18 protein-coding genes are annotated in these 26,108 nt (G+C 72.8%); 15 read left to right on the top strand and 3 right to left on the bottom strand.

Features of this window, described 5'->3' with window-relative positions:
• Positions 1 to 127 precede the first annotated feature (127 nt).
• The 9 genes from rimP to LUZ64_RS30365 all read left to right on the top strand — a co-directional run bounded on the left by rimP (position 128) and on the right by LUZ64_RS30365 (position 12,835).
• Complete coding sequence (gene rimP, locus LUZ64_RS30405) at positions 128 to 661, top strand: ribosome maturation factor RimP (RefSeq protein ID WP_095584908.1); 534 nt, start codon at positions 128 to 130, stop codon at positions 659 to 661.
• 2 nt (positions 662 to 663) lie between these two features.
• The gene (gene nusA / locus LUZ64_RS30400) at positions 664 to 1,653 is read left to right on the top strand and encodes a transcription termination factor NusA (protein ID WP_095584909.1); all 990 of its coding nucleotides are present in this window, start codon (positions 664 to 666) and stop codon (positions 1,651 to 1,653) included.
• 207 nt (positions 1,654 to 1,860) lie between these two features.
• The gene (locus LUZ64_RS30395) at positions 1,861 to 2,139 is read left to right on the top strand and encodes a YlxR family protein (RefSeq protein ID WP_087925990.1); all 279 of its coding nucleotides are present in this window, start codon (positions 1,861 to 1,863) and stop codon (positions 2,137 to 2,139) included.
• 179 nt (positions 2,140 to 2,318) lie between these two features.
• Positions 2,319 to 5,390, top strand: coding sequence for a translation initiation factor IF-2 (gene infB / locus LUZ64_RS37615; RefSeq protein ID WP_232389975.1), 3,072 nt, complete (start codon positions 2,319 to 2,321; stop codon positions 5,388 to 5,390).
• A gap of 144 nt (positions 5,391 to 5,534) precedes the next feature.
• The gene (locus LUZ64_RS30385; RefSeq protein ID WP_095579426.1) at positions 5,535 to 5,831 is read left to right on the top strand and encodes a DUF503 domain-containing protein; all 297 of its coding nucleotides are present in this window, start codon (positions 5,535 to 5,537) and stop codon (positions 5,829 to 5,831) included.
• A 51-nt stretch (positions 5,832 to 5,882) separates the two neighbouring features.
• Positions 5,883 to 6,335 carry a 30S ribosome-binding factor RbfA gene (gene rbfA, locus LUZ64_RS30380; RefSeq protein WP_095579425.1) on the top strand — a complete coding sequence of 151 codons (453 nt, stop codon included), beginning with the start codon at positions 5,883 to 5,885 and terminating at the stop codon, positions 6,333 to 6,335.
• Positions 6,332 to 7,234 (top strand): tRNA pseudouridine(55) synthase TruB, encoded by a 903-nt coding sequence (gene truB, locus LUZ64_RS30375; protein WP_095579424.1) that lies wholly within the window; start codon positions 6,332 to 6,334, stop codon positions 7,232 to 7,234. Before rbfA ends, truB begins: the two co-directional genes overlap by 4 nt.
• A gap of 393 nt (positions 7,235 to 7,627) precedes the next feature.
• The gene (locus LUZ64_RS30370; RefSeq protein ID WP_170116676.1) at positions 7,628 to 11,818 is read left to right on the top strand and encodes a trypsin-like peptidase domain-containing protein; all 4,191 of its coding nucleotides are present in this window, start codon (positions 7,628 to 7,630) and stop codon (positions 11,816 to 11,818) included.
• A gap of 51 nt (positions 11,819 to 11,869) precedes the next feature.
• On the top strand, positions 11,870 to 12,835 hold the full coding sequence (locus tag LUZ64_RS30365) for a bifunctional riboflavin kinase/FAD synthetase (RefSeq protein ID WP_087925985.1): 966 nt from the start codon (positions 11,870 to 11,872) through the stop codon (positions 12,833 to 12,835).
• Positions 12,836 to 13,010: 175 nt separating this feature from the next.
• Here the strand turns inward: LUZ64_RS30365 and LUZ64_RS30360 are convergent, their stop codons facing one another.
• The 3 genes from LUZ64_RS30360 to eccE form a co-directional block, all read right to left on the bottom strand.
• Entirely contained in the window at positions 13,011 to 16,319 is a 3,309-nt protein-coding gene (locus LUZ64_RS30360) for an SCO5717 family growth-regulating ATPase (protein WP_232389976.1), read from the bottom strand.
• Between the two features lie 406 nt (positions 16,320 to 16,725).
• Entirely contained in the window at positions 16,726 to 17,514 is a 789-nt protein-coding gene (locus tag LUZ64_RS30355) for a hypothetical protein (RefSeq protein WP_095583630.1), read from the bottom strand.
• The gene (gene eccE / locus LUZ64_RS30350) at positions 17,514 to 18,797 is read right to left on the bottom strand and encodes a type VII secretion protein EccE (RefSeq protein WP_095583636.1); all 1,284 of its coding nucleotides are present in this window, start codon (positions 18,795 to 18,797) and stop codon (positions 17,514 to 17,516) included. Before eccE ends, LUZ64_RS30355 begins: the two co-directional genes overlap by 1 nt.
• Positions 18,798 to 19,023: 226 nt before the next feature.
• Between eccE and eccB the strand changes: the two genes are divergently transcribed.
• The 6 genes from eccB to LUZ64_RS30320 all read left to right on the top strand — a co-directional run bounded on the left by eccB (position 19,024) and on the right by LUZ64_RS30320 (position 26,055).
• Positions 19,024 to 20,616 carry a type VII secretion protein EccB gene (gene eccB / locus LUZ64_RS30345; RefSeq protein WP_095583631.1) on the top strand — a complete coding sequence of 531 codons (1,593 nt, stop codon included), beginning with the start codon at positions 19,024 to 19,026 and terminating at the stop codon, positions 20,614 to 20,616.
• A gap of 17 nt (positions 20,617 to 20,633) precedes the next feature.
• Positions 20,634 to 22,199 carry a type VII secretion-associated serine protease mycosin gene (gene mycP / locus LUZ64_RS30340; RefSeq protein WP_095583632.1) on the top strand — a complete coding sequence of 522 codons (1,566 nt, stop codon included), beginning with the start codon at positions 20,634 to 20,636 and terminating at the stop codon, positions 22,197 to 22,199.
• A gap of 106 nt (positions 22,200 to 22,305) precedes the next feature.
• Complete coding sequence (locus tag LUZ64_RS30335) at positions 22,306 to 22,761, top strand: DUF2563 family protein (protein WP_095583633.1); 456 nt, start codon at positions 22,306 to 22,308, stop codon at positions 22,759 to 22,761.
• 11 nt (positions 22,762 to 22,772) lie between these two features.
• Positions 22,773 to 24,197, top strand: coding sequence for a hypothetical protein (locus LUZ64_RS30330; protein ID WP_143593391.1), 1,425 nt, complete (start codon positions 22,773 to 22,775; stop codon positions 24,195 to 24,197).
• A gap of 218 nt (positions 24,198 to 24,415) precedes the next feature.
• Positions 24,416 to 25,522, top strand: a complete 1,107-nt coding sequence (locus LUZ64_RS30325) for a S8 family serine peptidase (RefSeq protein ID WP_232389977.1) — start codon at positions 24,416 to 24,418, stop codon at positions 25,520 to 25,522.
• Between the two features lie 101 nt (positions 25,523 to 25,623).
• On the top strand, positions 25,624 to 26,055 hold the full coding sequence (locus LUZ64_RS30320; protein ID WP_095583635.1) for a WXG100 family type VII secretion target: 432 nt from the start codon (positions 25,624 to 25,626) through the stop codon (positions 26,053 to 26,055).
• Positions 26,056 to 26,108: the final 53 nt, after the last annotated feature.

Below are 26,108 nucleotides of genomic sequence, written 5' to 3'. Positions count from 1 at the left end.
CGTACCGGCGCGCGGCACCACGGCCGGGGACCAGGCACCGAATCGTCAGTCGCCTGCCGGAACAGATAGGCTTTGACCTGACACGCGACTTTCCCACAACAGCACACGCGGCCGAGGAGTCACCCGGATGAGCACCACCCAGAGCGAGAGGCTGCGCGAGCTGCTGGCCCCTCTCGTCAGCGCGCGAGAGCTGGATCTGGAAGAGGTCGACGTGACCACCGCGGGCAAGCGGCGAGTGCTGCGCATCGTGGTGGACTCCGACGCGGGCGTGGAGCTGGACGAGTGCGCCGAGGTCAGCCGCGCCGTCTCCGAGAAGCTCGACGAGACCGACGCCATGGGCGGCGCCCCGTACGTCCTGGAGGTCACCTCCCCCGGCGCGGACCGCCCCCTGACCGAGCACCGGCACTACGTCCGGGCCACCGGCCGCCTGCTCAAGGCGCAGCTGACCGAGGGCGGCGAGCTCGTCGCCCGCATCGTCGCGGTGGACGACGAGGGGCTCGACCTGGAGGTGCCCGGCGTGAAGGGGCGCAAGCCCACCGCCCGCCGGCTGGCCTTCGGCGAGATCGCCAAGGCGCGTGTGGAGATCGAGTTCAACCGTAAGTCCGTCGAGAAGGCCGAGAAGGCCGCTGACGAATCCGACGAGAGCCAAGAGGAGGCGTAGCCGTGGACATCGACATGAGTGCCCTGCGGGGTCTGGTGCGAGAGAAGGAGATCTCCTTCGACCTGTTGGTCGAGGCGATCGAGTCGGCCCTCCTCATCGCGTACCACCGCACCGAGGGAAGCCGCCGCCGCGCGCGGGTCGAGCTGGACCGGGCCTCCGGCCATGTGACGGTCTGGGCCAAGGAGGACCCGCAGGACCTGGAGGAGGGCGAGGAGGCCCGCGAGTTCGACGACACGCCGTCCGGTTTCGGCCGGATCGCCGCGACCACCGCCAAGCAGGTCATCCTCCAGCGTCTGCGCGACGCCGAGGACGAGATCACTTTCGGTGAGTTCGCGGGTCGCGAGGGTGACGTCGTCGCGGGCATCGTCCAGCAGGGCAAGGACCCCAAGAACGTCCTGGTCGACATCGGCAAGCTGGAGGCCATCCTGCCGGTGCAGGAGCAGGTCCCCGGCGAGGAGTACAAGCACGGCACCCGCCTGCGCACGTACGTCGTCCGGGTGGCCAAGGGCGTCCGCGGCCCGTCCGTGACGCTGTCGCGCACGCACCCCAGCCTGGTGAAGAAGCTCTTCGCCATGGAGGTGCCGGAGATCGCCGACGGTTCGGTGGAGATCGCCGCCATCGCCCGCGAGGCAGGCCACCGCACCAAGATCGCGGTGCGGTCGACCCGCTCCGGGCTCAACGCCAAGGGCGCCTGCATCGGCCCGATGGGCGGCCGCGTCCGCGCCGTCATGGCCGAGCTGCACGGCGAGAAGATCGACATCGTCGACTGGTCGGACGACCCGGCCGAGCTGGTGGCGCACGCGCTGTCCCCCGCGCGGGTGAGCAAGGTCGAGGTCGTGGACTTCGGCGCGCGCTCCGCACGGGTGACGGTGCCGGACTACCAGCTCTCCCTCGCCATCGGCAAGGAAGGCCAGAACGCTCGTCTCGCCGCCCGCCTCACCGGCTGGCGCATCGACATCCGGCCGGACACCGAGCAGCCGGAACAGGACTGATCCCACCCTGGTTCCGACCCTGTGATCAGGGCCGGAACCAGGGCCCGGCCCGGGGAATCCCACCGGGCCGGGGCCGGGATCCCGCATGATCCACGGCGGGCCCGCCACGGCGGGCCCCGACCGGGCCGCGCAGAGTGGCCGAAACGTATACGTGCCCGATCACTGCCCCCCAGGGGTGGGGTCGGTGCGGGGAGGTAGACTTAATCAGTGTCTGGCCGGACGCATGCCCGCGCATGCCCTGAGCGAACCTGCGTGGGATGCCGGGAGCGAGCGGCCAAGGGCGATCTGTTGCGGATCGTGAAGATCGAGGGCGAGTGCGTCCCCGATCCTCGCGGTACGCTGCCCGGCCGGGGTGCCTCCGTGCACCCCACACTGGTCTGTCTCGACCTGGCGGTCCGCCGTCGGGCGTTCCCCCGGGCCTTCAAAAGCCCGGGTCCGCTCGGCACCGCGGAACTGCGCCAGTACATCGAACGGGCCGAGGAATAGATCCCCGCGCATGCGGGGATGGCCCCACCGTAAGTAAGAACGTCACGGGAAACCGTGCGGTCAGGTACCTCGCGAGTTGGAAGTAGGTCGAGATTGCGATGAGCACTCGATGAGTACGCGATGAGTACGCCCATGAAGTAGCGACGGTCCGGTGGACACCCGGACCTAGAAGGAGCGAAGTGGCTAAGGTCCGGGTATACGAACTCGCCAAGGAGTTCGGAGTGGAGAGCAAGGTCGTCATGGCCAAGCTCCAAGAACTTGGTGAATTCGTCCGTTCGGCGTCCTCGACCATCGAGGCGCCGGTCGTCCGCAAGTTGACTGACGCATTGCAGGGGCCGGGCGGCAACGCCAAGTCCGCTGCGAAGCCGGCGGCGCCGCGCAAGGCCGCGCCCGCCAAGCCGGGTGCCCCCACTCCGGGCGCCCCCCGTCCCGCCGCACCGGCCCCGAAGCCGGCGGCGGAGACCCCCAGCACCCCCAAGCCGGCAGGTGCCGCGCCGACCCCCGGCCCGCGCCCCGGCCCGAAGCCCGCTCCGGCGGCTCCGGCCAAGCCCGCGCCGGTCACCCCGGTGCCCGCCGCGGAGTTCTCCGCGCCGGCTCCGGCCGCCCCGGCCCAGCAGGCCCCCTCCGGCCCGCGCCCCGGCGCCACCCCCGGCCCGCGTCCGGCCCGTCCGGCGCCCGCCGGTCGTGACGGCGGTCAGCGTGACGGCGGCCGTCCCGAGCGCGGTCCGCGCCCCGGCGGCCAGGGCCAGGGTGCCCCGCGCCCCGGTGGCGCCCGTCCGGCCGGTCCCCGTCCGGGCAACAACCCCTTCACCTCCGGTGGCTCCACGGGCATGGCCCGTCCGCAGGCCCCTCGTCCCGGTGGCGCGCCGCGCCCCGGCGGCCAGGGTGCCCCGGGCGCTCCGCGTCCGCAGGGCGGCCCGGGTGGTGCCCCGCGTCCCCAGGGTCAGGGCGGCGCCCGTCCGACCCCCGGTGGCATGCCTCGTCCGCAGGGCGGTCCCGGTGGCGCTCCGCGTCCCGGCGGCGGTCCCGCGGGTAACCGCCCGAACCCGGGCATGATGCCGCAGCGTCCGGCTGCCGGCCCGCGTCCGGGCCCCGGTGGCGGCGGTCGCGGTCCCGGCGGCGGCGCGGGTCGTCCCGGCGGTGCCGGTCGTCCCGGCGGCGGCTTCGCCGGCCGTCCGGCCGGTCCCGGTGGCGGCGGTCGTCCCGGTGGCGGCGGCGGCTTCGCCGGTCGTCCCGGTGGCGGTGGCGCTCCCGGCGGTGGCGGCGGCTTCGGCGGTCGTCCCGGCTTCGGTGGCCGTCCCGGCGGTCCCGGTGCCCGTGGTGGCACGCAGGGCGCGTTCGGCCGTCCCGGCGGTCCGGCGCGTCGTGGCCGCAAGTCGAAGCGGCAGAGGCGCCAGGAGTACGAGGCCATGCAGGCCCCGTCCGTCGGCGGCGTGATGCTGCCCCGCGGTGGCGGCGAGACCATTCGCCTGTCCCGTGGTGCCTCCCTCACCGACTTCGCGGAGAAGATCGGCGCCAACCCGGCGTCGCTCGTCGCCGTGATGATGAACCTCGGCGAGATGGTCACGGCCACGCAGTCGGTCTCCGACGAGACCCTGCAGCTCCTCGGCGACGAGATGAACTACACCGTTCAGATCGTCAGCCCCGAGGAGGAGGACCGCGAGCTGCTCGAGTCGTTCTCCATCGAGTTCGGTGAGAACGAGGGCGGCGAGGAGATGCTCGTCTCCCGTCCCCCGGTCGTCACCGTCATGGGTCACGTCGACCACGGTAAGACCCGACTGCTCGACGCCATCCGCAAGACGAACGTCATCGCGGGCGAGGCCGGCGGTATCACGCAGCACATCGGTGCGTACCAGGTCGCCACCGAGGTCAACGGCGAAGAGCGCGCGATCACCTTCATCGACACCCCGGGTCACGAGGCGTTCACCGCCATGCGTGCCCGTGGTGCCAAGTCGACCGACATCGCGATCCTCGTGGTGGCGGCCAACGACGGTGTCATGCCGCAGACGATCGAGGCGCTGAACCACGCCAAGGCGGCCGACGTGCCGATCGTGGTCGCGGTCAACAAGATCGACGTCGAGGGCGCCGACCCGACCAAGGTGCGCGGACAGCTCACCGAGTTCGGTCTGGTGGCCGAGGAGTACGGCGGCGACACCATGTTCGTCGACATCTCCGCCAAGCAGGGTCTGCACATCGACAGCCTGCTGGAGGCCGTGGTCCTCACCGCGGACGCCTCGCTCGACCTGCGCGCCAACGCGGAGCAGGACGCGCAGGGTATCGCCATCGAGGCCCACCTCGACCGTGGCCGCGGCGCCGTGGCCACCGTGCTCGTCCAGCGCGGTACCCTCCGCGTCGGTGACACGATGGTCGCCGGTGACGCCTACGGCCGTGTCCGCGCGATGCTCGACGACAAGGGCCAGAACGTGGAAGAGGCGGGTCCGTCGACCCCGGTCCTCGTCCTCGGTCTGACCAACGTCCCGGGCGCCGGCGACAACTTCCTCGTCGTCGACGAGGACCGCACGGCCCGCCAGATCGCCGAGAAGCGCGCGGCGCGCGAGCGCAACGCCGCCTTCGCCAAGCGCACCCGCCGGGTGTCCCTCGAGGACCTCGACAAGGTGCTCAAGGCCGGCGAGATCCAGCAGCTCAACCTCATCATCAAGGGTGACGCGTCCGGTTCGGTCGAGGCTCTCGAGTCCTCGCTGCTCCAGCTCGATGTGGGCGAGGAGGTCGACATCCGCGTGCTGCACCGTGGCGTGGGTGCGGTCACCGAGTCCGACATCAACCTGGCGTCCGGCTCCGACGCGATCGTCATCGGCTTCAACGTCCGTGCGGAAGGCCGTGCCACGCAGATGGCCGACCGCGAGGGTGTCGACGTCCGGTACTACTCGGTCATCTACCAGGCGATCGAGGAGATCGAGGCGGCCCTCAAGGGCATGCTGAAGCCCGAGTACGAAGAGGTCGAGCTCGGTACGGCGGAGATCCGCGAGATCTACCGCTCGTCCAAGCTGGGCAACATCGCGGGTGTCCTCATCCGCTCGGGCGAGGTCAAGCGCAACACCAAGGCGCGCCTCATCCGCGACGGCAAGGTCATCGCGGAGGACCTCACGATCCAGGGTCTGCGCCGCTTCAAGGACGACGTCACCGAGATCCGCGAAGGCTACGAGGGTGGTATCAACCTCGGAAACTTCAACGACATCAAGATCGACGACGTCATCGCGACGTACGAGATGCGGGAGAAGCCGCGCGGCTGATCTGCGCAGAACGTTTCGGGGCCGGTCGGCGGGGAGTAATTTCCGTCGATCGGCCCCGGCCGTTACGTGTACGGTTCGAAGAGCTCGTACACCACGTACACGCTGTACACCTCACGCCTCCCGGGTGGGCTTCACCCGTCACGCATGTATGTAGGGACGCTGTCCTTCGACCTCCTCCTCGGCGACGTACGGTCGCTGAAGGAGAAGCGCTCCGTCGTCCGACCGATCGTCGCCGAGCTGCACCGCAAGTTCGCGGTCAGTGTGGCGGAGGTGGGCGACCAGGACCTCTACCGCCGGGCCGAGATCGGCCTGGCGGCGGTCTCCGGGGATCCGGGGCACCTCACCGACCTGCTGGACCGCTGCGAGCGCTTTGTCGCCGGGCGGCCCGAAGTGGAGCTGCTCTCGGTCAGGCGGCGGTTCCACGGCGCCCATGACGACTGAGCGCGGCAGGGGCGTCACAAGCACAATGGACAACAAGAAGGAGACGGACCAGTGGCCGACAACGCGCGGGCGAAGAGGCTGGCGGACCTCATCCGCGAGGTGATCGCCCAGAAGCTTCAGCGCGGCATCAAGGACCCGCGGCTCGGTACGCACGTGACCATCACGGACACCCGGGTCACCGGCGACCTGCGGGAGGCTACGGTCTTCTACACGGTCTACGGCGACGACGAGGACCGTGCCAGCGCCGCCGCCGGCCTGGAGAGCGCCAAGGGCATCCTGCGCTCCGAGGTCGGCCGTGCCGCCGGCATCAAGTTCACGCCGACGCTGACGTTCGTGGCCGACGCCCTCCCGGACACCGCCCGGACGATCGAGGACCTGCTCGACAAGGCGCGCGCATCGGACCAGCAGGTGCGCGAGGCGTCCTCGGGCGCCACGTACGCGGGCGACGCCGACCCGTACCGCAAGCCGGGCGACGAGGACGAGAAGGACGCCGCCGCCGAATGAAGCACAAGGAGACCCCGCCGGACGGCCTGGTCATCGTCGACAAGCCGGCCGGTTTCACCTCGCACGACGTCGTCGCGAAGATGCGCGGCATCGCGCGGACCCGGCGCGTCGGCCACGCGGGGACGCTCGACCCGATGGCGACCGGTGTGCTCGTCCTCGGGATCGAGCGGGCGACCAAGCTGCTCGGTCACCTCGCGCTGACCGAGAAGGAGTACGTCGCGACGATCCGGCTCGGCCAGAACACCGTGACGGACGACGCGGAGGGCGAGATCACCTCGTCCGCCGACGCCTCCGGCGTCACCCGCGAGGCGATCGACGCGGGCGTGGCCAAGCTCACCGGCGACATCATGCAGGTGCCGTCGAAGGTCAGCGCGATCAAGATCGACGGCAAGCGGTCGTACGCGCGGGCCCGTGAGGGCGAGGACTTCGAGATCCCGGCCCGTCCGGTGACGGTCTCCTCCTTCGCCGTGCACGCGGTGCACCCGGCGGAGGCGGCGGACGGCACCCCGGTGCAGGACCTGCTGGTCTCCGTCGTCTGCTCCTCCGGTACGTACGTCCGTGCCCTCGCCCGCGACCTGGGCGCGGACACGGGCGTCGGCGGCCATCTGACGGCGCTGCGGCGCACCCGCGTCGGCCCGTACGGGCTGGGCGAGGCCCGCACGCTGGACCAGCTCCAGGAGGAGCTGACGATCATGCCCGTGGCGGAGGCGGCCGAGGCGGCCTTCACGCGCTGGGACGTCACGGAGGAGCAGGCGCGCCTGCTCGCCAACGGCGTCCGGGTCAGGATGCCGCTCTTCGAGACCAAGGGCCCGATAGCGGTCTTCGGTCCGGACGGGCGCTTCCTGGTGCTGATCGAGAACCAGGGCGGGCGGGCCAAGAGCCTGGCCGTCTTCGGCTGAGCCGGCCGGCGGCACCACACGATGTCCGGACGCCCCCGGGCGGTCTTCCGACCGCCCGGGGGCGTTCCGCTGTCTCCGTTCCGCTGTCTCCGGGCGCTCCGCCGCGCCTGAGGCGTTCAACGGCGGGGCCAGGCGGTGGGCCGGGCAACCGGGGCTGTGATCTTGGCGGCGCCGGCCTCACCGTGGGGCGGGAGCCCGCTTCGCGACACGCTCCCGCCCCACGATCCCCCTCCCTCCGGTTCTCTATCCATCCCGTGCTGAGGATTCACCCCATTGGGCAGGCGCTCGGAGTGAACCGAGGGGGTGGAAGGGGGCGCGTTCCTGGTGCGATCTGTCCTGCCGATCATCCGCTGCCTACCGTCGCAGTAAGTGCACGGCGGGGAGGTTCGGCGGATGAGCGGTCGACGGACCGATGCGGACGAGAACTTGGTGCGCATCAGAGACCTCGCCGGGCGTCCGCGCGGCACGGGTTTCCTCGCGGACGACCGCGGCACCATGATCACAAGCCATGAGGCGGTCGACGGCCTCGCCCGCCTGGTCCTGCTCGCGCCCGGGGAGCGCACCTGCCTCGTCGGGGCCGAGGCCGTCACCCCGCTGCCGGGATCCGATCTCGCGCTGGTGCGGACCGAGGGCCTCGGCGTCCAGCCGCTCCCCGTCGCCGCCGCGGAGTATCTGGAGGACGGCGCGGAGGTCCGGCTGCGGGCCGGCCGCTGGCAGAACGCCCGGATCGTCGGCGAGGCCCTGGTCACGTACACCGCCACCGACCGCTTCCATCTGCTCGACGCCGCCGTGGAGCTCTCCGTCGGCGAGCGGGACGGCCTGCGCCTGGGCGAGGAGGCCACGGGCGGCCCCGTCCTCGACGCCCGCACCGGCACCGTCGTCGCCGTCCTCGGTACCGCGCTGCACGCCGAGCGCCGCTCCGGCGGCTTCGCCATCCCCCTCCGGGCCGCCGCCCTGGCCTGCCCGGACGGCCCCCTGGCCCGCCTCCTGGAACACAACGGCGCCACCGTCCCGGCCTACGGCCCCGACCTCAACCTCGCGGGCGCCCTCCAGCTCACGGCGACCTCGCTCGGCCCCGTCACCACCTCCCGCGTCTGGCGCGACCCCGTCGACCGCCCCGAGGTCGCCCGCGAATTCGCCCGTTTCCTGGACACCGGCCGGCGCCCGCGCGAGCGGGTGCCCTGCGGGCTCGACCACGACGTCCACGGCGAGGTGACCGTCGCGGCGGGCCCGGCGCCCGGCCTGCCCGCGGAGACCTGCGGCGGCCCCGACGCCGCTGCGTACGGCGCTGAGGGGCCGTACGGGGTGGCAGGCCCGTACGGCTCGGAGGGCTCGTACGGTGCTGAGGGGCCGTACGAGCCGGAGGAGCCGTACGGGCGCGGCGCCGACGCCTCGTACGCCCCCGGAAGCCCCGTACAGGGCGACACGGGCGCCACGCCCGGCGAGGTCCCCCCGGACGACGCACCGGAGGAGGACGGGGCGGGAGCGGAGAGCGCGGAGGACCCGGAGGGAGGCCGCCCGCCCGGGGCCCGGGTCCTCGGCCTCGTCGGCGGCCCCGGCACGGGCCGCACCACCGAGCTCGGCGCGCTCGCCACCCGCCGCGCCCGGGGCCCGGAGCCCGCGCCCACGATCTGGCTGCGCGGCGCCGACCTGGAGGACGGCGACGAGAGCGTGCGGGACGCCGTGGCCCGTGCCCTGGAGGCGGCCGGCCGGATCGTCACCGCCTCGGCGGGCGCCGCGGGCACGGTCGGCGACCCGGCGGAGGCCACCCCGGAAGCCGTCGCCGCCCTCGCCCAGCGGGTCGGCCGGCCGCTCCTCGTCGTCCTCGACGGCCCCGAGGAGGTGCCGCCCGTCCTCGCCCACGCCCTGCCGTCGTGGACGGCGGCGACGGCCGAATGGCTGGACAGTACGGCGGCCCGGCTCGTCGTCGCCTGCCGCCCGGAGCACTGGGAGACCGCCGGAGCCCTCTTCCCGCGCGCCGCCCTCCACACCCCCCTGGACACGGCCGTCCACCGCGGCCTGCCGGCCTGCGTCCGGCTCACCGACCTCACGCCCTGCCAGGCCGCCCAGGCCCGCGCCGTCTACGGCGTCCCCGCCGAGGCGATCCAGGAGGCCGACGCCGCCCACCCGCTCGCCCTGCGCCTCCTCGCCGAGGTCCGGGCGGCCCTCCCGGTCCACGGGGGACGGGCCTGGGCGGCCGGGGGAGACGTCCCCGACGGGAGCGAGGACGGCTCCGCCCCGCCCCCCGACCGCTGGGGTGTCTTCGCCGCCTACCTCGACCTGATCTGCCTCCGGATCGCCGTAAGGCTCTCGGCGGACCGCAGGCCGCCGCTGCGCGGCACCGCCGTTCGCCGGCTGGCCGCCCGGGTGGCGGGCCAGCTCCACGAAGCCGCCCGGCGGTGCCTGGGGCCGGGCCAGGGAGAGCTGGACCGCGAGGCGTTCGAGGAGCTGTTCCCCTGGCGCAACGGCTGGGCCTCCGCCGTCCTCACCGAAGGGATGCTCGTCCCGGCCGGCACGGGCTACCGCTTCGGTCACGAGGAGTTCGCCGACTGGCTGCAAGGCGCGCACCTCGACCTCGACGCCGCCCTGCACACCCTCGTCCACCGCTGGTACGAGCCGGAGGGCCCGCCCGCCGAGACGGAGCCCCGGCTGCCGTCCCGGCCGGGCGGCGGCCCCGCGCCCGAGGGCCACGTCCCGCCGCCGCCCGGCTCCAGCAGGCCGCCCAGAACGGCGGCCGCCCGCCGCCGCACCCGCGCCGGGGCGCGCGGCAAGGAGCGGCCCAAGCCCGTGCCCGTACCGCGCCACCGCATCGGCCCCGTCCTTCAGGCGCTGCTGCTCCTCGGCCGCCGCTCCGGCCCCGAGGAGCTCGCCACCCGCCTCGACGGGCTGATCCACGCCGCCGAGGCCCTCTCCCTCGCGCCCCGCCCGTCCGCCGAGGCCGACGAGCACGTCCCGGCGCTCCCCGACCCCGCCTGGTGGGCCGCGCACCTCCTCGGCGAAACGCTGCTGCGGGTCCCCGACGCCACCCCTTACCTGGACACCCTGCGGCTGCTGGCCGAGCGGCTGACCACCCGCTCGCTCGCCATCGGCGGCTTCGACAGCGACCCCGCGGGCTCCCTCGGCGGCCTCGCCGAGTTCGGCCCCTGGTTCTGGCTCCGGCTGCCCCTCGGCCTCGCCGACCGCCTGGACCTGCTCCGGCTGCTGGTGCCCGCCGACGGCCCGCCGCCCGGCGCCGCCCAGACCCAGCAGCTCGAACCGCAGGCGCACCACGCCGCCCACCCGCCGCAGAGCGACCGCTTCCTGCCCACCGTGGCCACCGTCCTCGCCGAGGACCCCTGCGCCGCGCAGACCCTCCTGTGCCGCTGGTTCGCCGACGAGCGCCCCCTCCAGGGCCCGCCCTACGGCGACTGCGTGCGCCCCACGGTCTCCACCGCCGCCCAGGTCCTCCTGCACACCCACCGCCACCACGCCGTCGACGACCTCGCCGAGTCCCTCGTCGACGCGGGCCACCCCCGGGCCGACGAGCTCCTGGTCGCCCTCGCCGAGGACGAGCCGTCCGCGATCTGCCGGGCCGTCGACCGCTGGGCGCACGACGACCGCGTCGAACGCCATGTCGCCGCGGCCGCCTACGCCCTCAAGACGGCCCCCCACGTCACCACCACCGCCGACCGCGAGCTGCTGCGCTACTCCGCGCTGGCCCTGCTGGCCCGGCCCGCCGAGGGCGCCCTGCACGGCACGGCGCTCTGCCTCCTCGTCCGCGACGACGAGACCCGCGGCAAATACCTCCCGCAGGCCCTCGTCCGCTTCGCCGCCGGCGACGCCCACGTCCCCGCCCGCGCGCTCGCCGCCGCGCTCTCCACCCACCCCGAGCCCGTCCTCGCCGTCTTCCGGGCCCGGCTGTACGAGCCGGGGGACGGCCCCGGCGAGGTCCTCGCCGCCCTCGCCGACGTCACCACCCCCGCCCTGGCCCGCCGCGCCGCCTCGCTCGTCCGGGAGCACGTCGAGCACCGCCCCGAGGGCGCCGGCCACGCGGCGGCCTTCGTGGACCGGCGCCTGGAGGCGGGCCCCGCCGCACGGTCCGTCCTCTTCCCGCTCGTCGTCCAGCTGCTGGGCAACCGCTCCGCCCAGGTCCGCCGTGCCCTCGCGCCCGTCCTCGCCGCCCCCGGCACCCCCCTCTCGCGGCCCCTGCGCCAGGAGCTCCTGGAGGTGCTGCTGGAGCGCGAGCAGTACGGCCCCTTCGAGCGGGACATCACCGTCCTCGACGCCCTGCTGCGCGCGGTGGCCACGGGCGCGGCCGAGCGGGCCGAGGCCCGCACCCGCGACCTGGTGCACCGCATCGGCCTGCTCATGGCCCGCAGCGCGGAAGGGGCGGCGTGCTTCGACCGGAGGCTGACCCAGCTGGCCCGTGAGGCCCCCGTGTTCGGCGGCCAGGTGCGCGGCTGGCTGCGCTCCGCGCCCGCGCAGTGGGCCGTCGTGGTGGGCCCGCAGGCGCGGATCAGGCTGACCGCGGAAGAAGATGACGAAGATCTGACAGTCGGTGGACCGGCCGATGCTGAGCGGCGCGAACCGGCATGGCACTCTTAGACCTGCGTAATCGACAGACAAAAGTTCGGGTTCGGGCGAGGAGCGGGCACAGTGCAGCGCTGGCGTGGCTTGGAGGACATCCCCCAGGACTGGGGGCGCAGCGTCGTCACCATCGGCTCGTACGACGGGGTGCACCGGGGGCACCAGCTGATCATCGGCCGCGCGGTGGAGCGGGCGCGGGAGCTCGGCGTGCCCTCGGTCGTCGTGACCTTCGACCCGCACCCCAGCGAGGTCGTCCGGCCGGGCAGCCACCCGCCGCTGCTGGCCCCGCACCACCGGCGTGCGGAGCTGATGGCGGAGCTGGGCGTGGACGCGGTGCTGATCCTGCCGTTCACGGCGGAGTTCTCGAAGCTCTCGCCCGCCGACTTCGTGGTGAAGGTGCTGGTCGACAAGCTGCACGCCAAGCTGGTCGTCGAGGGCCCCAACTTCCGCTTCGGCCACCGCGCCGCCGGTGACGTGGAGTTCCTCAAGGAGCTCGGCGCCACCTACGACTACGGCGTCGAGGTCATCGACCTGTACGTGACCGGTGAGGCGGGCGGCGGGCTGCCGTTCTCGTCCACGCTGACCCGCCGGCTGGTCGCCGAGGGCGACGTCGCGGGCGCCATGGAGATCCTCGGCCGCCCGCACCGCGTCGAGGGCGTCGTCGTCCAGGGCGCGCAGCGCGGCCGCGAGCTCGGCTACCCCACGGCCAACGTGGAGACCCTCCCGCACACCGCGATCCCGGCCGACGGCGTCTACGCCGGCTGGCTCGTCGTCGGCGAGGAGGCCATGCCCGCGGCGATCTCCGTCGGCACGAACGTCCAGTTCGACGCGACCGAGCGCACGGTCGAGGCCTACGCCATCGACCGCACGGACCTCGACCTGTACGGCCTCCACGTGGCCGTGGACTTCCTCGCCTACCTGCGCGGCATGGAGAAGTTCGAGTCCATCGAGGCGCTGCTGCTGTGCATGGCGGGCGATGTGAAGCGGGCGCGCGACCTGGTGACGGCACACGAGTCGCAGGTGGTCGCGCGGTAGCGCACCGCTCTTGAGGTGACCGACGCCGGGCGGGCTGATTTCAGCCTGTCCGGCGTTTGAGGACCGGGGTCGGGGCGGAGCCCCTCACGCGGCGGAGCCGCGCATCGGATGCGGCGGGAAGGGGCGGGGTGGGGAAAAATCCCCACCCCGCCCCCTCACATCCGCCCCCTCACCGTCACTGCTGCGGCGGGTACTGCTGAGGCCACCCGCCTTGCCCGGGCGCCGGATAGGCCCCCGGCTGCGGCTGGGTCAACGGCTGCCCCGTGTACGGGTCGTACCCGTACACCGCGGGCCCCGGCTGAGCGGCGTGCTCAGGCGCGTACGTCCCCGGCTGAGCCGCCTGCTCCGGCGCGTACGCCCCCGGCACCGGCGGCGCCTGATGCGCAGGCGGATTCTCCCCGGTCCACAGCCCACGCTGCTGCTGCGCCCGCGTGAAGTCCTCCGCGACCAGCGTGGACAGGTTGAAGTACGCCTCCCGCGTCTTCGGCCGCATCATCTCCAGATCGACCTCCGCACCCGTGGCCAGGTGCTCGTCGAACGGCACGACGACGACCCCGCGGCAGCGCGTCTCGAAGTGGGAGACGATGTCCTCCACCTTGATCATCTTGCCGGTCTCGCGGACCCCCGAGATGACGGTGACACTGCGCGAGACGAGGTCGGCGTAGCCGTGCGCGTGCAGCCAGTCGAGCGTGGTGCTGGCGCTGCTCGCGCCGTCGACGGACGGCGTCGAGACGATGATCAGCTGGTCGGCGAGGTCCAGGACGCCGCGCATGGCGCTGTAGAGCAGGCCCGTCCCCGAGTCGGTGAGGATGATCGGGTACTGCTTGCCGAGGAGGTCTATCGCCCGCCGGTAGTCCTCGTCGTTGAAGGTGGTGGAGACCGCCGGGTCCACGTCGTTGGCGATGATCTCCAGTCCGGAGGGCGCCTGCGAGGTGTAGCGGCGGATGTCCATGTAGCTGTGCAGGCTGGGGATCGCGGAGACGAGGTCGCGGATCGTCGCGCCGGTCTCACGGCGTACGCGGCGGCCGAGCGTGCCCGCGTCCGGGTTGGCGTCGATGGCCAGGATCTTGTCCTGGCGCTCGCTCGCGAGCGTCGCGCCGAGGGCCGTCGTCGTGGTCGTCTTGCCGACGCCGCCCTTGAGGCTGATGACGGCGATGCGGTAGCAGGAGAGGACCGGCGTACGGATCAGCTCCAGCTTCCGCTGCCGCTCCGCCTCCTCCTTCTTGCCGCCGAACTTGAAGCGGTTGGTGCTGATCTGCTTCTTCGGCTTGGGCTTGCTGCGCAGCAGCCGCTCCGACGACAGCTCCATGGAGGCGGTGAAGCCGAGCGGCGCGCCGTGCACGGACCGCTGCCGCTGCTCGGGCGAGACGGTCGGCCAGCCGCCGGCGCGCGGGTCGACGGGCATCCCGGGGTGCGCGTCGGCCTGCGGGGTCGCCTGGGGAGCGGCCTGGGCCGCGTCGGCCCGCGGGTCGTACGCCCGGTCCTGCGGGGCCTCGGCGAGCGGCGGGAGCGGCGCGGGCGCCTGAGCGGCGTGCGCGTCGGGCCCGACGGCCGGGGGCAGGGCCGCGGCGGCGGGGTGCGCCTGACCGGTCGGCTGGCCGGGCAGCGGGTGCCCGCTCTGCGCGGCGAAGCCGTCGAGGGCGGGCGGGAGGGGCGCCGGGGCGGCCTGCGGATAGCCGGCCTGGGGGTGACCGGCCTGCGGATAGCCGGTCGGCGGGACGGCCTGCGGCGCGGGTGCCGCGCCGGGGACGGGGCCGAGCGCGGGCAGGGGCGCGGGCGCGCCGTGCGCCGCCGCCTGCGGGTGGGCGGCGGCCGGGGGAGCGGCCTGCGCGTCGGGGCGCGGATAGCCGTAGCCGCCGGGTGCCCCGGTGCCGGTGCCGGGGCCATCGGTGGCGGCGTGCGGAGCCGGCAGCTCGGGACGGGGATGGCCGTAGCCGGCCGCCGCCTGCGCCGGACCGGGCTCGCTCGGTGCGGTGGGAGCCTCCTGCGAGGCGGGCGGCGGGAAGCCCTGGGCATCGGGAACGCCGGGGCCGCTCAGGGGCTGACCGGTGTGCGGTGCCGGGAAGCCGGTCGCCTCGGGGGCGGGGTAGCCGTAGCCGCCCTGTGCCGCCGGCGCGGGGGCCGTGGGCTGCGGGGCGTCCTGGGGCGCGGGCGCGGTGTGCTGCCCGGGGCCGGGGTAGCCGTAGCCGGTGGCGGGCGTGGCGGTGCCGGGTACGGGCTCGCCCTGCGAGGCCGGTGCGCCGTGGAGTTCGGGGCGCGGGTAGCCGTAGCCGCCCTGCGGAACCGGGGCGGGGGCGGGAGCGGGTGTGGGGACCGCCGGTGCGTCCGGGCCGGGGTAGCCGTAGCCGCCTTGCGATGCCGGGGCGGGAGCCTGAACGGGGGGCGCTGCGGGGGCTTCCTGTGCGTCCGGGTTCGGGAAGCCGTAGCCGCCTTGCGGTGCCGGTGCCGGTGCCGGTGTCGTCGCCGGAGCCGCCGGGGGAGCTTCCTGCGTGTCCGGGCGCGGATAGCCGTAGCCACCCTGGGGGTCCGCAGCGGCCTCGGGCCGCGGCGCGACGGCGGGCTGGAAGTCCGGGGGCAGCGGGGGCAGCGCGGGTGGCGCCGGAGGGGTCCACTGCGCCCGCGCGTCCGGGACCTCCGGAGCGAGGGCCTCTGGAGTAGGGGCCTCTGCGGTGTCCGGGGCCTCCGGGGCGTCGGGAGCGTCCGGAAGGACAAGGGCCTCCGGAGCACTCGTCGGTTCGTCGGACGCGCGGTTCGCGATCTCTTCGTGCAGGGCGGCCGCGGAGAACCGCATGGTGCCCTCGCGACGCGCGTCACCGCTCGCCGTGTCGGCGGGGTCCTGCGCCACGGCCGACGCCGAGTCCGCGAATGCGTCGGTGGCGGGGGCCGGGACCGGGGCGTCCACGGAGTCCCCGGCGGGGCCGGGCTCCACGGCCGGGGCCGAACCGGTGGCGGAGTCCGTCACCGCACCGGCGGACGCGTCCGCGGCGATGTCCGTGACCAGGCCCGGGGCATCGACGGACGCGTCGGACGCGGCACCGTGAACCTGCACCGGCTCCTCGGCCGGAGCCACCGGAACCGAAGGAGCCGCCGGGGCCGCCCCATCGGCATCCGCGACCTGGCCCACGGTCAGGTCCGGCCCGGCGACCGGCTCGGCGCCGGCGGAGTCCGCACCAGCGCCGGGAACGGAACCGGAGAAGGGCGAGGAGGGGGCAGGGGCGGCCGCGGGCTCGGGGTCCGCCGGCACGGCGAACGCCGCGAGGGGTTCACCCGAAGGCGGCGGCGGAGCCGCCACGTCCATGCCGCTCGCGGCACCGCCGTCCGGGCCCGCCGCAGGCGCCGCCGCGTTCTGCGTGTACCAGGCAGGCGGGGTGTAGTCGATCGTGAACTCGCCCGTCTGCTCGGGCTCGTTCTCGTGGCCCGCGTCGGACCGTTCCTCGCCGGCTGCTGTCCCGCCCGCGCGGATCGCGTCCCGATCGCTGCTCACATTGCCTCCTGCTGGTGTGGTCTAGCGCCCATGAATTGCCTGTCGGGCCCGACCGTTCCCGTCGTCCGACCGCCCGGGGTTCCCCCTTGTGCGACGGGAGAGGCCCGGTATGGGGTCTCCAGTACGTACACCCACCAAGACTAATCGTCATACGCATCGTCGCGGCAGGCCCGTCCCGAGCCCACCGGCCGTACCCTCCGTCACCTGCGGCCATGCCGTGGCAGGGGCAGGACCGGCCGCGACATGCCTGCCCGATGCCTGCCCGATGCCGGGCAGAGCCGCCCGTCGGGCCGACGTCCCGGCGATCCGTCAGCCCACCGGTCCGGCATCTCGGCGGCCCGTGAGCGCACCGGCCCGCCAGTCCACCAGCCCGTCAGCCCACCGATCCGTCAGCCCACCGATCCGCTCAGTCCATCCGGCGCGCGGCGCCCAGCAGCCCCGTCTCCGGCTCGGTCGCGCGGGTGTCCACGTACATCCGCGTGCCGCCCGCGCACCAGAGCGTGAGCCCGTCCCGCAAGGTGGGCAGGGCGTCGACGTCCTCCTGCGGGAGCCCGAGGAGCCGGCCCAGATGGCGCGCCTCCTCCGGGGAGACCCGCTGGACGCCGACGAGGTCCGCGCTGTCCATCAACCGGGGGGCCTCGGGCCCCAGATAGGGGAGAAGGGTCAGGACGGGCTGCCAGGGGGCGGCGACGACCCGGCCGCGCGGCGGGCGCACACCGCAGTCGCGCACCACCAGCACGGGGCTGTGCACCGTCGGCCCCTGCGGCGGCACCCGGCCGACGTCGTGCAGGGTCACGCACTGCTGACCGCCGTTGGCGGCCTGGGCGAGCCCGGTCCACAGCTGGCGGCGGGCGGTCTCGACGGCCACCCGGGCGCCCGTGCCGACCGTACGCAGGGCGATGACCTGCGCCGTCCACGCGCCGCCGATCAGCACCGCGTCGAACGGCGTGGACCGGGCGAGGCCGAGGACGGCGGGCGCTTCGCGCGGATCGGCGCCGATGACCACGCCGTCGTCCCCGACAGGCAGGGCCAGCGCCTCGAACTGTTCGGGCGACAGTTCGTGCCGCCCGCGCCGGGGGCCGAGCAGGCCGAGCCCGAAGCGCCGCCGCCCGGGCGCGGGGACGGGAGCGGTCGCGGGCCCGGTGCCGGGCACCGGTCCCGTCGCGGGTCCGGTCGTCGGTGAGGCGGTGGACATCAGCGCGTACCTCCCAGGGGCAGCGTGGCGAGGACTCCGGGCACCTGCTCGTGGTCGAGCCGGATCAGCCCGGCCCGTACGGCCCGCGCCGCCCGCTCCAGGTCCCGCCGCGTCGCGGCCAGTTCGTCGGAGCTGCGGCCGGTCACCCGGACGTGTGCCGTCATCGTCGGCGCGTGCCGTCCGTCCCGGGTGCCGCCGCGGCCGAGTGTGAGGCTGAGCGTCGTCGCCAGCGCGGGCAGCGAGGTGAGCAGCGCGGCCAGCTGCGGCAGGGGAGTGGCCGTCGGGCCCAGCTGCGGCCAGCGCGCCACCCAATACGTCGTGTGCCAGCGGTCGTCGCAGCGCCAGGCCCGCACGGTCTCCAGCGTCCGCCGTACGGGCGCGCCGGCCCGCCCGGCCTGCGCGGAGGCCACCGGGTTGACGTTCGCGGCGGTGGATATCGCGGCCGTCAGCTCCTCCTCGGACAGCGGCGCCGCGCGGAAGCCCGCGCCCTGCAACCGGCTGACGAGCTGGTCCGCCGTCCGCAGCACACAGCGCCGTGCGCCTTCTTGGCCGCCGCCCCGGGCCTCGACGGCCTCCGGGCACAGCTCCGGGTCGAGCTTCAGCGCCACCCACGTCATCCGCACCGCCGGGGAGCCCGACTGGGCCTGCAACGGCGCGTAGTTCCGCGCGGCCAGGGACTCGGCGGGCAGGTGCGGCGCGGGCGAGGGCAGGGTGCTCTGCACCACCTGGACGGACTCCAGCCGGATCCCGTCGACGTCCATCGCGTCCCGCAGCAGGGCCAGCGGCAGCGCCTTCTCCACCCGCAGCGGCCGCAGCGGCGCGTCCACGGCGTCGAGCCGGAGCACGGCCGTCACGAACGTGCCGTCGCCGACCAGACCGATCTCACGGCGCTCGCGGTCGGTGAAGGAAAGGGTCCGCAAGGCCGGTTCGCACTCCACGACCGGGGCGATCCCCGGATCCGTGCCCGCGCCCGCGGGTGCCACGCGCCGCGCGCGCCCCCGCAACGTCACCGCCGCCACCAGCCACTCCGCGACCGGCCGCTGACCGAGCTGCACCACCGCGAGCAGCACCAGCAGCGCGGCGGCGGCCACCGCGGGCGCCATCAGCAGCGGCTGCCCGGAGACCCACGCGGCCAGCACCAGGGCGGCGGCCACCTCGACCAGGACCAACTGCTGGAGCCGCACGGGCCCCACGCTCACCGCCCGTGCCACGGGCCGTGGCGCGACCACGCCCGCCCCGGAGCCGGCGGCTCCCGGGTTCCGTACGCGCGTTGCGGCACCCATGCCCGTCAAGCCCCCATCGTCACCGGACCGCCGCCCCGCCACCTCCGTGGCCCGGCGCCGAAGCCCTCGTCCCCGTCACGGACACCCGTGACCGTCATCCCGGATCAGCGGCATCCCCTGACGGGCGCGCCGATCGCTACCGGCATAGTAGGGGGCCGGTACGACAACCGGACCGCGGGCAGCGCCTGTCCACCGACGCCGACGACTTGGGGAGAAGCGGCTACACATGGCATCACGGCGGGATGAGCTCAATGCCTACACCTTCGCGAAGAAGCGCACGGTCGCGGCGTTCCTGCAACCCTCGCCCAGCGGCACGGAGGAAGGCGCTCCACGCCCGCTGCGCGCGGTGCTGCCCGGCATCATCGTCGGCGCGGTGCTGGTCGCCGGCTTCGGCGCGTGGGGCATGTTCAGGCCGACCGCGCCGAAGGGCTGGGACGACGAGGCCGCGCACGTCATCGTCGGCAGCCAGTCGACCACCCGTTACGTCGTCCTGAAGACCGACGGCAAGAAGCAGCTGCACCCGGTGCTCAACTTCGCGTCCGCGAAGCTCCTCCTCACCCCCGACAAGTCCACCGTCATCAAGGTGAAGGAATCCGAGCTCGACAACGGCCACATCCCGCGCGGCCCGACGGTCGGCATCCCGTACGCCCCCGACCGGATGCCCAGCGCCACCGAGGCGGGCAAGCAGAAGCAGTGGGCCGTCTGCGAACAGCCCGGCGCCGGCGGCCGGACCACCCAGAAAGCGGTCTTCCTCTTCGCCGGCCACGACCCCAAGCTGAAGAAGCTCACCGGCGACCAGCGGTTGCGCGGCAACCAGGCGCTGTACGTCCAGGGCCCCGACGACGCCCGCTACCTCGTCGACCCCCAGGGCGTGAAGTACCTGCTCGGCGGCAACGACTGGAAGTCCGCCGACGCCGCCGACCAGAACCTGCTCCTCCGCTCCCTGTTCAGCGACGGCGCCCAGCCGCAGCGCGTCACCAAGGACTGGCTCGACACCTTCCACGAGGGCACGCCCATCGTCTTCCCCGAGATGCGCGACGAGGTCGGCGCGAACGCGGGCGTGGCCAGCCTGCCGCCGCGGGCCAACCGGGTCGGCATGGTCCTCGAAGCGCCCACGGGCACGGGCACCCAGCACTACGTGGTGCTGCCCGGCCAGGTGCGGCGCGTCTCCGAGCTCGTCGCCAAGCTGCTCCTCAACAGCCGGAAGCTGACCACACTGGGCCAGGCCGGAGTGCCCGAGCGGGTGAGCGCCGCCGCCTTCACCCCGCACGACCAGGACTTCTACGGGCAGTACCGCTGGCCCTCCCGGGTCCCCCGGCAGGTCAACAGCGTGAACCCGACCGCGAACACCGCGGCCAAGGACACCGTGTGCAGCATCTTCGGCGGCATGTCCTCCTCCGGCACCCCGGAACTGGCCACCTGGGCGGGCACCGAGTACCCGGCCACCATCCCCGACGGCGCCACCAGCGCGTACGTCACCCCCGGCTCGGGCCTCCTCTACCGCCAGGTCACCGGCCGCCAGACCAACAGCGGCTCGGTCTTCCTCGTCACGGACACCGGGCTGCGCTACGCGGTCCAGTCCAACAACGACAGCGCGGCCGGGAAGTCGAAGATCGGCGAGAGCGCGGCGCCGTCGCCGGGCACGGCGGAGGCACAGGAGCCGGCGCAGCCCGCCGCGCAGCCGGAGGCGGACCAGGCCCGCATCAGGCTCGGCTACCGGAACGTGAACCCCCTGGCCGTGCCGACCAACTGGTCGCAGTTCCTGCCGACGGGGCCTCGACTGGACGCGAACAGCGCCAGGCAGCCGCAGGGATCGTGAGACGTCTGATGCCATCGATGCCGCGCACCACGACCTCCTCGGCCGCCGCGCTGACGGCCGCCTTGCTGACCGCCCTGTCGTCCGCCCCGGCCATGGCTGCCGCCGCCTCCGTAGGGCCGGTCGCGTCGGTCGCGCCGGTCGCGTCGGCCGGGCCCTCGGGGGTCCCCGTGGCCCTGGACGGCAGCGGCGAGTGCACGAGCTATCCGGCGAAGACCATCAAGGGCACGCCCTGGTCACTCCAGCGGGTGCTCCTCGACCGCCTCTGGCAGGACACCAAGGGCCGTGACAGCCAGGGCAACCCGGTGCGGATCGCCGTCATCGACACGGGTGTCGACGTCAGGAACCCGCAGCTCAAGGACGCTGTCGACGCCAAGAGTGGGGTGGACCTGCTCGCGGGGATGAAGGAAGCGCCCCAGGAGGGCGCGGCGAGCGTCAGGGCGGCGACGAAGGACGGGCCGCAGGACGACCCGACGAGCCCGGCGAAGAAGACACCGGAGAAGAAGCCCTCGGGCAGCCCGTCGCCGAAGGCGTCGGAGAAGAGCAAGGAAGAGGAACGAAAGAGGGAGGAGGAGAGGAAGAAGGAGGAAGAGCGCCGGAAGGAGAAGGAGCGGGAAAAGGAGAAGGAGAAGGAGAAAGAGAGGCAGAAGGAGAAAGAGAAGGAAAAGCAGGTCCCGGAGGTGAAGACCGACCCCACGCTCGACCTCGTGGGCCACGGAACGAAGGTCGCCGGCATCATCGCCGCCCGCCCGTCGTCCGGCAGCGGATTCGTCGGCATCGCCCCCGAATCCGTCATCATCCCGATCCGGCAGAACGACGAGAAGGGCACGGGTACGTCCCGGACCCTCGCGCAGGGGATCACCCACGCCGTGGCGGCGGGGGCCCGCGTCATCAACATCTCGCAGGACACCTCGAAACCGCTGCTTCCCGACTCCGACCTCGAACTGGCGGTGAAGGACGCGCTGGCGAAGGACGTCGTCGTCGTGGCCTCCGCGGGCAACGACGGGCTGGACGGCAACGTCAAGGAGACGTACCCCGCCGCGTACAAGGGCGTCCTGGCCGTGGCCGCCTCGGACCGCAACAACGAGCGCGCCGTCTTCTCCCAGCCCGGCGAGTTCATCGGCGTGGCCGCGCCCGGCGTCGAGATGGTCTCCACCGTCCCGCTCGGCGGCCAGTGCGTCGACAACGGCACCAGCTTCTCCGCCCCCTACGTCGCCGGGGTCGCGGCCCTCATCCGTGCCAAGCACCCGGACTGGAAGCAGCACCAGGTCGTCGCCCAGATCGAGCAGACCGCCGAACGCGCCGTCAACGGTCACGACCGCTACGTCGGCTGGGGCGTCGTCGACCCGGTCCGCGCCCTCACCGAGGACGCCCACCCCATCGACAAGGTCACCCCCGACAAGGCCGCCGCCCGAAACGTCCGAGCCCCCGAGGCCGCCGCCCTGCCCCTGGGCGAGACCCCCCAGCAACGCCAGGAGCGCCTGGCGACGTACGTGCTGGGCGGCGCCGGAGTACTCGTAGCGGTGATCGCCGGAACGGCCGTGGTACTCCGCGACCACCGCCGACGGGCTTCCCGGAGCGGGTGACGCCCGCCCGTCAAACGGTCTTGACGGGTATCCAGTTGGGCCCCTGGATGTCAGTGACTACAGTTACTGTGGCGCTCCTTGGGGGCTACACGGGTAGGGGGTCGGGGTGACAGGGCAGGATCAGGGCAGCGGGTACACGCCTTCGGGGGCAGGCAAGCTCGCCAAGGAGCCCGAGACGCTGAAGTCGTTCCAGGACCGTATCGAGGACGTCCTCGACAAGCTGGAGAAGTCGAAGGCGTCGTCGAAGTCCATGGGCGACCAGAAGGTGTCGACGGAAGCCTTCGGCACCGGATTCGGGTCGGCGAAGGATCTGGCCGGCCTCTACGACAAGGTCCACGAGCGACTGCTGGCGCTGTCCAAGGTATTCGGCGATCAGCTGGAGGCGACAGGTCTCGCGGCAGTGATCGCCGAGCGCGGCTACGACGGCATCGACGCCGAAGAGGCGGAGAAGCTGCGGGCCATTCAGAAGCGTGCGCAGGAGTACGAGCGTGACCGGGCCGCCGCGCAGAAAGCGAGTGCCCCAGGGGGACAGGGCACCAGCGGAGGCAACGGCGGGTTCTAGGGGATCAGTAGATGAGCGACGACAAGAGCAAGGGCAAGTTCGACCACTACAGCCACGATCAGCTCTACGCGATGGTGGCGAACTCCAACCCTGACCGGCTGAGCGATGTCGCGCACGCGCTGGAGGAGGCATTCGGCGCGCTCGACTCCATCAGTAATGACCTGAAGGTGTACTTCACCCAGGTCAAGCTGGAGGGCGAGGGCGGCAAGGCGTTCCACACGTGGGGCGAGAAGACGGTCATGCAGACCGCGAAGCTGGCCCACTACGTGTCATCCGCCGGCGAAGCGATGAAGAAGGCCGGCGAGGGTCTCGCCAAGGCCAAGTCCGCCATGCCGAAGCCGGACATGATGTGTTACGCGGATCCGGAGAAGGACAAGGCGCGGCTGAAGAAGCGCGACGAGGCCGCGGATCTGCTGGTCGGGCTGGACAACTACTACGGCATCGTTAACGAGGACCTCAGGAAGCTGGAGGAGCCGACGTTCGTGCCGCCGCCGGGCGTAGACAACTCCATCACCGGTTCAGAGCGGTCTTACGGCACGTCGGCTGGCGGCGGTGGCAGCTCTGCCGGTGACGGCGTAGGTGGTGGAGCGCGTGGAGTCTCTTTCTCCAACTCCGTCGGATCAAATGGGACACACGAGGTTCTGTTGCCCCAGGGGCCAGGAGGGACGGCTGGGCGCTCTGGCATCGAGGTGCACCCGGACCCGGGCGCACCTGATTCTGGCGCTGTGGGCTCAGGGCCCCGCCGGGCGCCGGAAACGAGGATCGATTCAGTAGGCATCGCACCACCGCCGGAGAGCATCCTCAGACCGGACCTCCCCACGCCGCCACTGGACGCCTCGCGGCAATCCATCAGTCCCCTCGCACCACCGGTGACGCTTGGGCCGAACCTCGCTCTGCCCCGTGTTCCGTCCGAGGGCGGGGCGCACCGCTTCGATTCGGGAGCACGCCCTGAGAGGGGACTGCCGAGCCCTCGGCCTGGTGCGACGCCTCCCGTCGGCGCGCGTGACGGGATTGTGGGCGGTACGCCGTCCCGTCCCGTCGCCGGGTCCGTCGCGCCAAGGCTGCCTCGAGGCACAGTCATCGGAGAGGAGCGCGGCTCGATGAACCGCGGCCCCATGGGAATGGGCGGCTTCTCCGGGCTCCCTGGCGGAGGGGCTCCAGGTCACCGGGTTCCTGCTGCCGGTCGCAGGCTGGCCACCGAACCGGGAGGCACTGCTGGTGCTCCTCGTGCCCCACGTGGAGGGCCTGGGGAGTTCACCCCGGGCGGTACAGGCCTCGTGCGGGGGAATCAGGGAATGGGAATGTTGCCGCCCACTGGCGTCCCTTCGGGTAACGACGCCCGTCACCGTAACGGCAAGAGGCCTGATTACCTCGTCGAAGACGAGGAAACGTGGACAGAAGGACGCCGCGATACCGTCCCACCCGTCATCGGGTAACTCTGTTGTCGGCACCATCGAGATTCTAAGGAGACCTCGCCCTTATGCCCCGTCCGGTCCGTAGAGCGCTGCACAGTGCCCTGCCGCTGCTCGGCGCCCTTGCCGTCTTGGCTGGGGGCTTCACGACTCCCGCTGCGGCGGAGGACATGAGGGCGAGGCAGTGGTACCTGGACTCAATGCGAGCCGATGACATTTGGAAGGTCAGTCGCGGAGAAGGCGTGACCGTCGCGGTTCTCGACTCGGGTGTGGACTCATCCGTCCCCGAGCTGAACGGCCAGGTACTGAAGGGTGTTGATATGTCCGTCAGGCCGCTGGACGCCAATCAGGATCAGGACGGTCACGGAACGGGCATGGCCGCCCTGATCGCCGGCAAGGCGGTTGGCGAGGGCATCCACGGGTTGGCGCCGGGTGTCAAGATCCTCCCTGTGAGGACTGCCCCCGATACCACTGATCGTCTGTGGGGTAAGGCGATTCGGTACGCGGTGGACAACGGTGCGCGAGTAATCAATATCTCGATGGCTGGGCCAGGAAATCTCGAAAACTCACCGCTGACCGAGGCGGCGGTGAAGTACGCCCTGAGCAAGGGAAGCCTGATCTTTGCAGGTTCCGGAAATGACGGGGAAGACGGAAACCTCACGAACTTTCCCGCAGCCATTCCCGGCGTTGTTTCGGTAGGAGCGATCGATCAGTCGGGCACCGTGACCAAGTGGTCGAACAGCGCCAGTAACGTGGCACTCGCGGCCCCTGGTGATGAGATTCCGGGCCGTTGCAGGAAGAGCGAAGGGTTCTGTGCCACGACTGGAACCAGCGCCGCCACCGCCATCGTCTCAGCCAGCGCAGCCCTCATCTGGGCCAAGCACCCCGGCTGGACCAACAACCAGGTCCTCCGGGTCATGATGGACACGGCGGGTAAGCCCACCACGGGAAAGGTGCCCAGCATCTATATCGGCTACGGCATCGTCCGCCCACGCAAGGTCCTCGTGGACGGCGAGGGCGACCCGGGCCCCGCCGACGTGAATCCTCTCCTCGCGGCCGCCGGCGCGTCCACGTCGAAGCAGCCGTCCCCCCAGCCGTCCCAGGAAAAGAAGAGCGACTCCAAGGCCCACGCCCCGGCCCCCGAAAAGACGGAAAACGCGAGCGGAAGCAGCGGCAACACCGGCCTCTGGATCGGTATCGGCGCAGGAGCCGCAGTGGTGGTGGCAGGGGCGGCGACAGCCGCGCTCGTGCGGCAGCGAAAGCGCGCGGCGGCTCAGGCGATGTACGCGGACCCGTACTCCCCCACAGCGCCGCCCCCACCCCCGTACGGCCCGGGCTGCGGGCAGTAATACTTCATCGGACGTCTGGCCCGTCAACGGCGGCAAACCGCTGAACACGGTCCGGCACCAACCACGCACCAAGAAAAACCCCTTGTGGGGAAAGGTGGAACATGACAAGCAACCAAAAGGTCGATGACAAGGCGTTCAAGGCATTCACGGACGCCATGGACCTGACCACCGGCCACTTCTCCGCGAACCTCCGCAAGCTCGCGAACGTCATCGCCACGCTCGACGGCGGTTCCTGGAAGGGTGACGCCCACCGTGCCTTCCGCAAGGCTCAGATGGACCTGAACGACGACCACGACCGTGTGCGTCGCCTCGTCGACCAGGTCCGCGAAGCCGTGGTCCTGACGCACCGTTCCACCGGTGCCACGGACGCGGAGATCGCCGCAACGATGAAGGGTGTCGACACGGCCGGCGCCCCGGCGGGTGGCGGCGGCGGTGGCCAGAGCGTGCCCACCAGCGGGATGAACCGTTCCGACTTTCCTGCCGGTGGTTTGTTGGCCGGTGATCAGCCGGCTACTGGTTCTGTGTCAGCGTAGTGTGCTGCTTCGTACTCGGTGGGACTGGTCATGCCCAGACTTGAGTGCAGTCG

Origin of the sequence: Streptomyces albireticuli (assembly GCF_021228125.1) — a bacterium.
In the GTDB taxonomy this organism is placed as follows: domain Bacteria; phylum Actinomycetota; class Actinomycetes; order Streptomycetales; family Streptomycetaceae; genus Streptomyces; species Streptomyces albireticuli.
Note: the sequence above shows the minus strand (reverse complement) of the source record. Positions and strands in the feature narration are given on the sequence as shown.